The 12,078-nt window shown below is 29.9% G+C and carries 13 protein-coding genes; 7 read left to right on the forward strand and 6 right to left on the reverse strand.

Features of this window, described 5'->3' with window-relative positions; all coding sequences use genetic code 11:
* A partial coding sequence (locus FWJ34_RS14160) for a DUF29 family protein (protein ID WP_308255993.1) occupies positions 1-147 on the forward strand: 147 nt, incomplete at its 5' end.
* 119 nt (positions 148-266) lie between these two features.
* Here the strand turns inward: FWJ34_RS14160 and FWJ34_RS14165 are convergent.
* From FWJ34_RS14165 to holA, 4 genes are read right to left on the reverse strand one after another with little or no spacing between them, the layout of a single operon-like run.
* Complete coding sequence (locus FWJ34_RS14165) at positions 267-1,478, reverse strand: M20 family metallopeptidase (protein ID WP_308255982.1); 1,212 nt, start codon at positions 1,476-1,478, stop codon at positions 267-269.
* A gap of 41 nt (positions 1,479-1,519) precedes the next feature.
* Positions 1,520-2,239 (reverse strand): heterocyst differentiation pentapeptide repeat protein HetL, encoded by a 720-nt coding sequence (hetL, locus tag FWJ34_RS14170; protein WP_308255983.1) that lies wholly within the window; start codon positions 2,237-2,239, stop codon positions 1,520-1,522.
* A gap of 11 nt (positions 2,240-2,250) precedes the next feature.
* The gene (locus FWJ34_RS14175) at positions 2,251-3,420 is read right to left on the reverse strand and encodes a metallophosphoesterase (protein WP_308255984.1); all 1,170 of its coding nucleotides are present in this window, start codon (positions 3,418-3,420) and stop codon (positions 2,251-2,253) included.
* Positions 3,413-4,387 (reverse strand): DNA polymerase III subunit delta, encoded by a 975-nt coding sequence (gene holA / locus FWJ34_RS14180; RefSeq protein ID WP_308255985.1) that lies wholly within the window; start codon positions 4,385-4,387, stop codon positions 3,413-3,415. Before holA ends, FWJ34_RS14175 begins: the two co-directional genes overlap by 8 nt.
* Positions 4,388-4,492: 105 nt before the next feature.
* On the opposite strand from holA, the gene FWJ34_RS14185 reads away from it, so the two are divergent.
* The 5 genes from FWJ34_RS14185 (at position 4,493) to FWJ34_RS14200 (ending at position 9,456) form a co-directional block, all read left to right on the forward strand.
* The gene (locus FWJ34_RS14185; protein WP_308255986.1) at positions 4,493-4,993 is read left to right on the forward strand and encodes a cupin domain-containing protein; all 501 of its coding nucleotides are present in this window, start codon (positions 4,493-4,495) and stop codon (positions 4,991-4,993) included.
* 127 nt (positions 4,994-5,120) lie between these two features.
* Positions 5,121-5,894 carry a DUF1868 domain-containing protein gene (locus tag FWJ34_RS14190; RefSeq protein WP_308255987.1) on the forward strand — a complete coding sequence of 258 codons (774 nt, stop codon included), beginning with the start codon at positions 5,121-5,123 and terminating at the stop codon, positions 5,892-5,894.
* Positions 5,895-5,975: 81 nt separating this feature from the next.
* Positions 5,976-6,140 (forward strand): pentapeptide repeat-containing protein, encoded by a 165-nt coding sequence (locus FWJ34_RS19585; protein WP_396231958.1) that lies wholly within the window; start codon positions 5,976-5,978, stop codon positions 6,138-6,140.
* 107 nt (positions 6,141-6,247) lie between these two features.
* Positions 6,248-8,563 carry a condensation domain-containing protein gene (locus FWJ34_RS14195; protein WP_308255988.1) on the forward strand — a complete coding sequence of 772 codons (2,316 nt, stop codon included), beginning with the start codon at positions 6,248-6,250 and terminating at the stop codon, positions 8,561-8,563.
* Positions 8,564-8,622: 59 nt separating this feature from the next.
* Entirely contained in the window at positions 8,623-9,456 is an 834-nt protein-coding gene (locus tag FWJ34_RS14200; RefSeq protein ID WP_308255989.1) for a methyltransferase domain-containing protein, read from the forward strand.
* A 7-nt stretch (positions 9,457-9,463) separates the two neighbouring features.
* Here the strand turns inward: FWJ34_RS14200 and FWJ34_RS14205 are convergent, their stop codons facing one another.
* The gene (locus FWJ34_RS14205; RefSeq protein ID WP_308255990.1) at positions 9,464-10,477 is read right to left on the reverse strand and encodes a methyltransferase; all 1,014 of its coding nucleotides are present in this window, start codon (positions 10,475-10,477) and stop codon (positions 9,464-9,466) included.
* A 66-nt stretch (positions 10,478-10,543) separates the two neighbouring features.
* On the opposite strand from FWJ34_RS14205, the gene FWJ34_RS14210 reads away from it, so the two are divergent.
* Positions 10,544-10,939, forward strand: coding sequence for a hypothetical protein (locus FWJ34_RS14210; RefSeq protein WP_308255991.1), 396 nt, complete (start codon positions 10,544-10,546; stop codon positions 10,937-10,939).
* Positions 10,940-10,946: 7 nt separating this feature from the next.
* Here FWJ34_RS14210 and FWJ34_RS14215 read toward each other — a convergent pair whose 3' ends face one another.
* A complete protein-coding gene (locus FWJ34_RS14215) occupies positions 10,947-11,804 on the reverse strand; it encodes a shikimate dehydrogenase (protein ID WP_308255992.1) in 858 nt (285 codons plus the stop codon).
* Between the last annotated feature and the right edge of the window lie 274 nt (positions 11,805-12,078).

Below are 12,078 nucleotides of genomic sequence, written 5' to 3' on the forward strand. Positions count from 1 at the left end.
CATTATTATCTTAGTAATAAAATTAATTTATGCTACCAAGATGGAAGAATTATGGCTAGTAAACATTCTCAACTATCTCTTGATAGATTCCCCAAAAACCCGATCGCATCTCTCGAACAAATCTTAGATGAAAATTGGCTTCCTTAAATGTCTTCTTGCTACAAAATTTAATCTAAAGGGCGATCGCCCACCTTATTTTTTTTGAAATAACACTCTTAAATAATCTTAAGTTTATCGATACAAAATTTGGGCGTTGGTGAATTTAACTATTGAAAATTAGCAAATTTCTCGACACAACGAGCGAAAATTTCTACACCTAAACTTAACACCGTCTCATCAAAGTCAAAACGGGGATGATGATGAGGATAATTTAAACCTTTTTGAGCATTAGCTGAACCCAAGAAAAAATAACATCCGGGGATTTCTTGCAGGAAAAATGACATATCTTCTCCTCCCATTGTCTGACATTCTGGCACGATTCCTAAAGGAGTTTCTACCACTTCTAAAGCTACGGATTTAACTAATTGGGTGATACGAGGATGATTGATAACCGGAGGATAAAGTTGCCAGTAGTCAAGGTGATATTTTGCACCATGACTTTGACAAATTCCAGCAATAATGGCTTCTATTCTTTCTCTGATATACTTTTCTAAAGTAGGATTAAAGTAACGAACCGTACCGCTAATTTTTGCTCTATCGGCGATGACATTTAAAGCAGTGCCACTATGAAAAGTTCCCACAGTAACTACAGCCGAATCAATGGGAGAAATGTTACGAGAAACAATAATTTGTAAAGCACTGACAATTTGCGATCCTACCATTATAGAATCTATAGTCTGCTGAGGTATTGCCCCATGGCCACCTTTACCTAATATTTCACACTTAAAACATTCTACCGCCGCCATTAATGCCCCTTCTCTGACTCCCATTGTGCCTAATGGTAAGTTATTCCATAAATGTAAGCCAATAATAGCATCAACATCAGGATTTTTTAACACTCCTGCTTCTATCATCGGTTTTGCACCTCCCGGACCTTCTTCGGCAGGTTGGAATATAATTTTTACAGTACCTTGAAATTGATCTCGATGATGTGCTAAATAATAAGCTATACCTAGGGCGATCGCTGTATGTCCATCATGTCCACAGGCGTGCATCAAGCCATCATGTTTTGAGCAGTAAGATACTTCATTTTCTTCTTGAATGGGTAAAGCATCCATATCCGCACGAATAGCTAAGACTTTTCCTTTATACTTACTTTTAATAGTCGCCACAACACCAGTCTTCGCTACTCCAGCTTGATATTCTATACCCCAATCTTTCAATTTTTCGGCAATAAAATCGGCGGTTAATACTTCTTGAAAACCCAATTCTGGATATTGATGTAATCTCCGTCGCCAATGTATTAATTGCGGTTGTAATTGTGCGATCGCAGGACGAATTTCCGATAATTTAATGGAAGAATCTAAAACAGTAGTCATTTTCAGTAATTAGGAATTAGGAATTAAGAATTAATTATTATCTAATCTTTCTTGATAATTTCACCATTAGGCATAATTGCACCTGTTAAATCAGTATTTTGTAAAATTGTACCTGTCAAATCAGCACCCTGTAAATTTGCCTTAACCAAAATTGCACCGGTTAAATCAGCATAACTTAAGTCAGCAACTTGTAAATTAGCTTCCGTTAAATCTGTTTTGATACTGTCATATCGTTTACCAGTGCTTAAATTTGCCCGACAAAGTTTTGCCCCACGAAGATTCGCCTGATAGAATAAAGCCTGAGAGAGATTAGCATAACTTAAATCAACATTGCTTAAATTTGCTTGAGTAAGATTAGTTTGTTGATCAGAATTAGGACGAAAGTCACCATCAATAATTATACTATCAGCTAAGTTGGCTTCCGTTAAATTTGCACCACAGAAACTGGCTTTAATTAAATTTGCCTTTTCTAAGTTCGTTTTTATTAGTTTAGCACTACTTAAATCCGCATCTCGCAACAATATTTTATACAAAATAGCTTCACTAAAATCTGTACCCCATAATATAGTTTCACTCAAATCTGCTTCAGTAAAATTACCTTGACGAAAATTTGTAAGCCCTAATCTTGCTTGTCGTAAATCACTGTAAGAAAAATCGGCAGAAGATAAATTCTCTTTAAGGATTTCGGCTTCCATGAGTTTAATTTGTCTAAAGTTTCTTTCTCCCTGATGATATGCTTTTAATATTTGTTCTATTTCCATGTTGATTTAAGTTAAAATTGCCTTTTTTTATTATTTATATCTCTTCGATAAATTGTACCATTATATCCTGTGATAAATTTTGGTAGTTCTTCTTCATTAATTAATTGAAAATTTGCCATATTATAAGTGCTATAAGTTGTTAAATTTTTTTCATCAAAATTAATATCTATTATCGTTATTGTCTTTCGTGGTGCGATCGCACTATTTAATAATTTTCTTGCCCCCGAACCTAAAGCACCTGTATGTAATAACTGAAGATTATCTTTATGGGCAGGGTAATAAGCGTGTTGATGCCCACTAATATAAGTATGTACGTTATAATTTTCGAGTAAAGTTCTTAGTTTGTCTGGATTTTCTAACACTTCACCCGCTTTATTTCTACCTTCGGCAACGGCGTATAAAGGTAAATGTCCGATGATAACTCTCATTTTAGCTTCTTGAGCGATTTTTGAAGACAGACTTTTTTCTACCCATGCTAATTTATCACTAGGAATACGACTGGTTGAACCATCCCATACTAAAAAGAAAATTCCCTCTTCTTCAAAAGTATAATAAAATGGGAAAAATCTACCATCAACAAATTTTATCCCCGTTTTATGATCAGGATTTTGCCAATATTCAACCGCTAAATCTCTCTCTTTTTCAAAGGTAAATTTATCCTTACTAATCGCCCCTGATGCGTCATGATTGCCTATAGTAAAACCAAAGGGAATGTTTAAATTTCTTATGGGTTGGGCTATTTGACTGTCAAAAGCCTTCCACATCCCACGAATTTGGTGAGAGGTTAAGCTAGATTTTTGCCCAGCAATCATATCACCACTACATAATACTAAATCCGGTTGCCAAAAAGGGATCATTTTGATCGCTAAATGTACTTCTTCTTCATATTCCATCGAACCATAAGCACTATTTAGATCACTTATTACTAATAATCTTACATCACCTCGAGACGGTTGTACTGGTTTATATTGCTCAATAATTTGTTGAATTTCAAGAGAAAAATTTTCTTTTGCTATTACTTTATCTTTAGTCAAGTTTTTGTCTAAGTTAGCAATAAAAACAGTAATAACTAATCCTAGTAATATTAATCTTATTAGTCTTTCTTTTTTATGATGATAAATTTCTCTCGCAAAGGCGCAAAGACGCAAAGTAATTTTTTTGATCTTAATTAAATTAAACATTACACAATTCTATTATTTTTGTTTCTAACGCATTTAAAGGATCTGTACCTAGTTTTAAATTTGCCTCTAATTCTAGTAAAATAGGTAAGCTAGATAATAGTTGTTTCCCTGAACTATTTTTGATTTCTTGTTTCAAAAAATAGATTCTTTTTGGATTACTTATATCCGCAGATTCTGCTATTTTTTTATCATCTTTTTCTCCTGATTCTATCATCGTTTTCACGATCGCCCATGTGCGAAATTGCCCAACTAAAGTCGCTACAATTCTTAATGCTGGTTCATTTAAAGTAATTAAATCATTAACTAATTCTAAGGCATAAAGAATATTTTTTTCCAAAATTGCTTGGGCTAATTGTAAACTATTTTGAGTACTAACATTTACTAAATTTTTTACAACTTCTTCTTCTATAGGTTGTTTATTACCTCCTTGATAAATAGCTAATTTTTCTAATTCTTGCCATAATAATCGACTATCATTACCGACACAACTAGCTAACATCTTAATAGCAGAAGAGGTTAATTTTACTTGTTTTTCTTGAGCAACTTCTTCTACTTTTTTGATTAAAATTTCTGTCTGCCAAGGAGAGATTAAACTAAATTCTTCTACTTTGCCATACTTATTAATTAATTTTGTACTTTTTATTCTCCCATCAGGTTTTTTACTGCTAGTTAATAAAAAATGAGTTGATTCTGGTATATGCACAATTGTGCGTTGTAATTGTGTTAATAATTCCTCTGAACAACTTTGACAGATATTTGTTTCAACCAACCACACAAGACGATCGCCACTACCAAAAGGAGGAGTCATCACTTGCATTAAAGCAGAAAGAATAGAATCTTCTTTGTCACCGATAAATTTGTCAAAATTGAACTGAATCCAATTAGAATTGAGCTTATCTTGTTTAAGGGTAGAAATTGCCTGACTCATGGCAAAATCATCTTCACCCCAGTATAAATAAATTGGCATTTCCCTCTTTTCTTTCTTTTCCCTATTGAAAAACTAAAGGCATTTTAACTTATCTAAGGGACTGGTAATGATATATTAAATAAAAATTAGTGGCGATGATTAACTATGAATGCAGAATATTGGATTAAAAAATTAAATTTACAGAAACATCCCGAAGGAGGATATTACCGAGAAACTTATCGCAGTCAAGACATGATTAACCAAGATAAATCATTAATAAGATATGATAATTCACGCAATGCTTGTACTGCTATTTATTATCTTTTATTAGGAGAAGAATTTTCAGCTTTTCATAAACTAAAAAGTGATGAGATTTTTCATTTTTACCAAGGCTCAAGTTTAATAGTTCATTTAATAGATAATCAAGGAGAATATAGTCAATTTAAACTAGGAAATAATCCTGATAATGATGAAGTTTTACAATTAGTTATTCCTCATAGTTATTGGTTTGCCTCTAATGTTAGTCAACCTAACTCCTATAGTTTAATAGGTTGTACTGTATCTCCAGGATTTGATTTTGCTGATTTTACTTTAGGCAATCAAGAAGAATTAACAACATTATATCCTTCTTTAACTGATGTTATCATTAAGTTAACCCATAGCTGAATTAATACTTGTGATTGACAGAAAAAAAATATAAATTTATAATAATCATTATTAACTAAAATCATAATAAACCCCTCATAAACTAAAATAATCTCACTATACAATTATTTAAGAAAGGCTCAAAAATATGGATGGAAATTATCAGAGTTATGTAAATAGAGTTGTACAAATGACTTTACCCGCTAACTATAAACAACAATTAAAAAATATTCAGTCATCTCCTAAATTTATCAATGGTAAACCAGTAGATTTTCCTGGATTTAGCATTATCACTCCCCCCTCTACTGAAGATAATTATAATAAAAATTTTTATGATTCATTGCGTGGTTTTAAATATCGATTAATGGAAGATTTAGGGCATAATTTTTTCCTCGGTTTACCTTCAGAAAGTTTCCACTTAACCTTAGCCGATTTAATCTGGGATAAAACTTATCTTAATGCTGTTAAAGAAAATCCGAATTTTGATAATATTTTACTATCAGAAGTCAATAAAATTTTTCAAGAATATCAATCTTTTGTTACTGATGCTCAATCTTTAGAATTGGAAGTTATTGGTTTATCTATTTTTCCTAGGGCAATTGCTGTATGCCTTGCACCTACTGAGTCTAGTTATGAGCCAATAGTTAAATTACGTCAATTAATCTACCAAAATGAACAAATTATGAAGCTAGGTATTGAGCAACATTATGATTTTGCCGCTCACGTTACTTTAGGTTATTTTGATAAAATTGATGACAACATTGATCTGGCTAAAGTAGAATCTATCATCAAAGACGTCAATGATTTATGGATAGAAAATTCTGCTAATGTTTTTCAATTAAAACAATTTGAGTTAAGAAAATTTACGAACATGATTAATTATATTCGTCAACCAGAATGGGCAACTATTACACTTAATTAGGAATGAAGAATTAAGAACGAGGAATTAGGAATTAATAATGGCTTTGTGGCATAAATTGAAAAAAAAGGTATTTGCTAGAAAATATCCTCTTATGGTAGGGGTGCTAATTTATGTGGTGTTGATTTTGGTGAGGCTTCTTTAGAGAAGACCAATTTTAGGGAAGCACATGGTGATAGAAATATATTTAAGTACCCATGCAAAATTAATTGTATAGAGGCAATGGGTTTAAACCGATTGTTACCATAGCTTTGAGAAAAATAAAATAGATAATTAATTTTACTCACTTACTTATATTTCTTTTTGTCACTCAACAATTTTCCTTAATTTATTATTATTTTATCAAAAGTAACAACATGAGACAAAGTTGTAAATTTTCATTATCAAATCTCCAACAAGGTATCTTATTTCATAGTCTATATGAAGAAAATAAAGGATTATATGTTGAGCAAATTGTCGGAGATTTAACTGAAAAAATTGACAGGGATCTTTTTACACAAACTTGGCAACAAATTATTAATAGACATGACATTTTAAGAACAAGTTTTATTTGGGAAAATGTTGAGCAACCACAACAAATAATCAATGAAGTTATTAATTTTAATCTTAATACTCAAGATTGGAGTCATTTATCTTTAGAAAAAATCCAACAAAAATTTGAGCAGTTTTTAAAAGAAGATAGAGAAAAAGGTTTTAATTTACAACAAGCACCCTTAATGAATTTATCTTTATTTAAACTAGAAGAAAATCATTATAAAATGCTGTGGACTTTTCATCATATTTTACTAGATGGCCGTTCTTTCACCTTAATTTTAAAAGAAGTATTTAATCTTTATTCTGCTAAATTAAATCAAGAAAACTTAAACTTAAGTGAACCAATACCCTATCAAAACTATATTAATTGGTTACAAGAGCAAGATCTTCAAAAAGCTCAAGATTTTTGGCAACATCAATTTAAAAACTTTACCAATCCTACTAATATAAAAATTCAAAAATTTACTAATCAGATCATAAATAATCAAGAAAAAAATCGAGAAACTATTACTTTAAGTAAAGAATTAACTCAAAATTTACATAAATTTGTTCAAGAAAATAATCTAACATTAAATACCTTAATACAAGGAGCTTGGGCGTTATTATTAAGCCGTTATAGTGGCGACAATGATATTATTTTTGGTGCAGTAAGAGCCTGTCGTCATAGTGTTAAAAATGCAGAATCAATCATTGGTTTATTAATTAATACTATACCAGTAAGAATTATAATTTCTCCAGAACAAAATGTTCTTTCATATCTGAATCAGGTTCGTCAAAATTGGTTAGAAATCAGAGATTTTGAATATACTCCTTTAGCAAAAATACAACAATGGATTAATTTACCGGCTAATATTTCCTTATTTGACAGTTTATTAGTGTTTGAAAATTATCAATTAAATGAATATTTACAACAGCAAGGGAATCAGTGGAAAAATAGAAAATTTCAATTATTAGAACAAGGTCATTATGCCCTTAATATTGGTGCTTATGATGGGGAACAATTATTGATAAAAATAGCTTATAAAACAGATTTATTTGAGGAATTTATCATTGTTAAAATGTTAGGTCATTTGCAGACTTTATTAGAAGGAATGATTAATAATCCAGAGCAAAAATTAGGTAATTTATCAATTCTTACCCTAAAGGAAAAACAACAAATATTAATTGAGTGGAATGATACGAAAACAGAATACCCAAAAAATAAATGTATTCATCACTTATTTGAAGAACAAGTAATTAAAACACCTAATAATATTGCGGTAGTTTTTGAAGAGCAAAAATTAAGTTATCAAGAATTAAATGAAAAAGCAAATCAATTAGCAAATTATTTACAAAAATGGGGGGTAAAACCAGAAACATTAATCGGAATTTGTGTTGAAAAATCTTTAGAAATGATTATAGGAATATTAGGAATATTAAAAGCTGGTGGTGCTTATGTACCGTTAGATCCAAATTATCCCGAAGAAAGATTACAATATATGTTAGAAGATGCCCAAATATCAATTTTATTAACTCAAAAAAAGTTAGGAAATTTAGGAAAAATTGAGGCGAAAAACATGATAAAATTAGATCAAGATTGGGAATTAATTAATCAAGAAAATAAAGCTAATTTAATGACTAATGTTCAATCAAATAATTTAGCTTATATTATTTATACTTCTGGTTCAACAGGTAAACCAAAAGGTGTTATGGTTGAGCATCATAGTGTTGTTAATATTCTTCTTTGGAGAATTAATCAGTTAGAATGTCAAGATTTTGATGCTTTTCCTTTCACAACTTCAATCTCTTTTGATTTAAGTGTTATTCAAATATTTTCTCCTTTGATTATTGGAGGTACTGTTATTATAATTAAAGATTTATTTCACTTTGAAACAGTGATTCATCAGGAAAAAATAACTTTCTTTTCTGCATCTCCATCAACCATAGAACAGTATATTAATAATAATCAATTACCTCATAAGATTGAAGCATTAGGTTTAGGAGCGGAAAAAGTAAAATCTACCTTAATTGAAAAACTCAAAAAATTGTCTCATATTAAACGAATATATAATAGTTATGGACCAACGGAAACTACTGTAGGAGCAACTTCTAATTTAATATTTTCTCGTTTAAAAATAAAAGAAAATAATGATGTATAATTAATCAAAAATATTTATAATAAAACCAAATATATCAAAAATATTTAACAGTAAATTTTATGACAGTAAAAAATAATCATTGGCAAAAATTTTCTACTAATTGGGAAGTTATTGGTTCTCCTTTACGCCCGAATGAAGAAGATATAAGTTTTATTGAAACAGAAATTTTAGCGAAACTAAAGTTAAACTTGTCAATTATTTATAGAGTAGTTATTTTAGGTGTTACTCCTGATTTTATTTCTTTATCTTGGTCTGATAATATAGAAATTATTGCTATTGATAAATCTTCTGAAATGATTGCTAATATTTGGAATAAAAATGAAAATCATAAAAAAAAAAGAACCGTAATTTTAGGACATTGGCAAAATATTCCTTTACCAGATAATTGCTGTGATATTATTTTGGCGGATGGTTGTTTTACTCAATTAGATTATCCTAATAGTTATAATCAAGTTTTACAGGAGTTAAAAAGAATCTTAAAACCACAAGGTTTATTTTCAAGTCGATTTTTTTTACGCCCTTCTCAAACTGAAAAAATAACAAATATTTTTTGTGATTTAAAAGCAGGAAATATTGGTAATTTTCATTTATTTAAGTTACGTTTGGCAGCTGCTTTACAGAAGAGTACAGAAGCGGGTATTCCTGTTGATTATATTTATCAAATTTGGAAAGAAAATATTTCCAATCCTGACGAAATTTTACATCAGTTGGGATGGTCATTAGATTTATTAAAAACTATTAATGTTTATGAAAATTCTCCCAGTATTTATTCTTTTCCTACCTTAGAAGAAGTAAAAAATTTATTTGGCAATTATTTCACAGAATTATCTTGTAACTTTCCTCATTATGAACAAGGTTCTTTATTTCCTACTATTATTTTTCAAAATAGTTAAATATTGATTAATTTTTATAACATTTCAAAATACAAATGTTGTCTTCTGTAGTTATAATTTGATCAAGATTAAAATTAGCTTTTGCTAGTAATTCTTCAAATTCTTGTTGACTACGTTCTTTTCCACCTTGATAAATTATCAACATATTTAAGTCTAAAAGAGTGGTAGAAATATCATTCAAACCTGAATCGATAACATCTTCTAAGATAAATAATGAAGCATGGTTTGGCATTCCATTATAACAATTTTGTAAAATTTCTAAGGCTTTATTATCATTCCAATCATGAAGAATATTTTTAAGAAAATAAGCATCTCCATGGGATGGAATAGCCTCAAAAAAACTTCCTTCAATATATTGTAAACGATCCTTGAATTGTGATTGCTCATAAAGATTTTTAGCTTTTTCAATGACATAAGATTTATCAAATAAAATTCCTCGTTGATGTTTAGTTAAAGATAATAATTGAGTTAATAATTCACCATAACCACCACCAATATCTACGAATAAATCAAAGGAAGAAAAGTCATAAGCTTTTGTTATTGCTTTTGCTTCTATTCCTGAAAAACGCTTCATGGTTTGTTGATAGAAATAAGCCGATTCGGGATTATGTGCTAAATAGTCAAACATATTTTCCTCGAAACAATGTTCAAAGGCAGAATTACCTGTTTGAATACTATATAGTAGTTCACCCCATGCTTGATAACGTTCTGGATTTCCCATCATCATGACAGTTGCCCATATGGATTGAGGATGATCTTTTTTAAGATAATCGGCGATAGAATTTAACTGAAAATGAGCATTTTCTAATTCATTTAATAAACCTAAATTGACTAAAACTCTGAATAATCGATACAATGCTTTTTTGTCTGTTTTCGTAGCAAGGGCAATTTCTTCCAGGGATGTTTTTCCTTGTGCAATAATCTCAACTATTTGCAATCTAGCTGTGACATATATAATTTGAGCATACCAATGTCCCATTGCCATCTGGACTAATTCATTGCAAGATAATATTATTGGCATAAAGATTAATTAAATACTAATTTTACATTTATAATTGATTTAAAATACCATTAATTTAGACTATAGATGAATAATCAATACTCAAATCTAATCTTTCCAAATATTCAGCAAAGTTTAAGTGTTTTGTCATGTCATAATAGCATAAAAGAAATCCAAAGATTCGCACCTCAAAATTTTCCCTATCATGTGGCTATTCACAAAATATCTGAAGTTGAAAATATACCTTCTCATTATGTATCTCCTCATAGTCATGATGTACCAGAAATAAAAATACTCATTCCTGATAGTAATGGTTTAGAATATGAAATTCAGTTAGGAGATGAATTTTATCAAGTTTTTGGGCATAAGACAATTTATGTTCCTCCAGGAGTAAGTCATGCCGCTAATATCAAAAAAGGAAGTGGTTATTTTGTTTGTATGATATTAGACACTACAGAGAATGTTTTTGGCAAACTTCAATAGGTAATGATCAGCTTTTACTTAACATAGAATTTAACATAATATCTATAGGTGCAGATTTACCGGTCCAAATTTCAAAGGCAATTGCACCTTGTTGTATTAACATTTCGCTACCATCAATAATAATAGCCCCTTGTTTTTGGGCTTGTTGTAAAAATAATGTTGGGCTAGGAGTATAAATTAAATCATAAACAATAGTATTTTGTTTAATCAATGAAATTTGTAAATCTGTTAAAGGTGAATTTTTGATGTGAGGAGACATACCGATGGGAGTCGCATTGATAATTAATTCACTATCAGGGATTAACTCACTTAGATTATCCCAATGATAAATGGAAATTTTAGTCGCAAAAGAGTAATTATTCCATCTTTCTTGAAAAGCCCTTAATTTATATAAATTCCGTCCTACAATTTTTATTTCCCTACAACCTAGTTTACTGCAACCAACGGTCACTGCACGTCCTCCTCCTCCATTTCCCAGAATAAGCGGTGTGATGTTGTGCCAATCTTTAGATAATTTTTTGAAAGAGGCAAGAAAGCCATCTATATCTGTATTTGTTCCGTGCCATCCTTCTTCTGTTAACCAAACCACATTAACGGCTTCAATTATTTCTGCTGTTTCTGTTACTTTCTTCAGAAAAGGAATGACATTTTTTTTGTGAGGAATAGTAACATTAAAACCTCTTAATTTAATTGCTTTAAAACAGTCAAATGCTTTGCTTAAATCATCTTCTTTTACGAGAAATGGTAAATATATATAATCTAAATTTAACGTGGCGATCGCCTGATTTTGAATCACTGGAGAAAGAGAATGTTGAATCGGATTACCAATAATTCCTAATAATTGAGTTTTTTCCGTAATTAGCATATATTTAAGTTTACATAAATTTAACGATAAATTAATTATAAAGAATTATTTAGTAATTAATAAAAATACATTTTATTAGTGAAATTTAAACAATTTATGACCAAAAATTTCCTTAGTGACTCTTTTTTTATCTTCTCTCTGTATTTATAGCATTAATTTTAATTATTATTTTATCAAAAGTAACAACATGAGACAAAGTTGTAAATTTTCATTATCAAATCTCCAACAAGGTATCTTATTTCATAGTCTATATGAAGAAAATAAAGGATTATAT

This window comes from Geminocystis sp. GBBB08, assembly GCF_016743215.1.
In the GTDB taxonomy this organism is placed as follows: domain Bacteria; phylum Cyanobacteriota; class Cyanobacteriia; order Cyanobacteriales; family Cyanobacteriaceae; genus Geminocystis.

Excerpts from the sequence above, each read along its gene's own strand:
- FWJ34_RS14190 (WP_308255987.1), top strand. The coding sequence starts at position 5,121 with ATGGATGGAAATTATCAGAGTTATGTAAATAGAGTTGTACAAATGACT.
- FWJ34_RS14185 (WP_308255986.1), top strand. The coding sequence starts at position 4,493 with ATGAATGCAGAATATTGGATTAAAAAATTAAATTTACAGAAACATCCC.
- FWJ34_RS14210 (WP_308255991.1), top strand. The coding sequence starts at position 10,544 with ATGAATAATCAATACTCAAATCTAATCTTTCCAAATATTCAGCAAAGT.
- FWJ34_RS14200 (WP_308255989.1), top strand. The coding sequence starts at position 8,623 with ATGACAGTAAAAAATAATCATTGGCAAAAATTTTCTACTAATTGGGAA.
- FWJ34_RS14205 (WP_308255990.1), bottom strand. The coding sequence starts at position 10,477 with ATGCCAATAATATTATCTTGCAATGAATTAGTCCAGATGGCAATGGGA.
- FWJ34_RS14195 (WP_308255988.1), top strand. The coding sequence starts at position 6,248 with ATGAGACAAAGTTGTAAATTTTCATTATCAAATCTCCAACAAGGTATC.
- holA (WP_308255985.1), bottom strand. The coding sequence starts at position 4,387 with ATGCCAATTTATTTATACTGGGGTGAAGATGATTTTGCCATGAGTCAG.
- FWJ34_RS14165 (WP_308255982.1), bottom strand. The coding sequence starts at position 1,478 with ATGACTACTGTTTTAGATTCTTCCATTAAATTATCGGAAATTCGTCCT.
- hetL (WP_308255983.1), bottom strand. The coding sequence starts at position 2,239 with ATGGAAATAGAACAAATATTAAAAGCATATCATCAGGGAGAAAGAAAC.
- FWJ34_RS14175 (WP_308255984.1), bottom strand. The coding sequence starts at position 3,420 with ATGTTTAATTTAATTAAGATCAAAAAAATTACTTTGCGTCTTTGCGCC.
- FWJ34_RS14215 (WP_308255992.1), bottom strand. The coding sequence starts at position 11,804 with ATGCTAATTACGGAAAAAACTCAATTATTAGGAATTATTGGTAATCCG.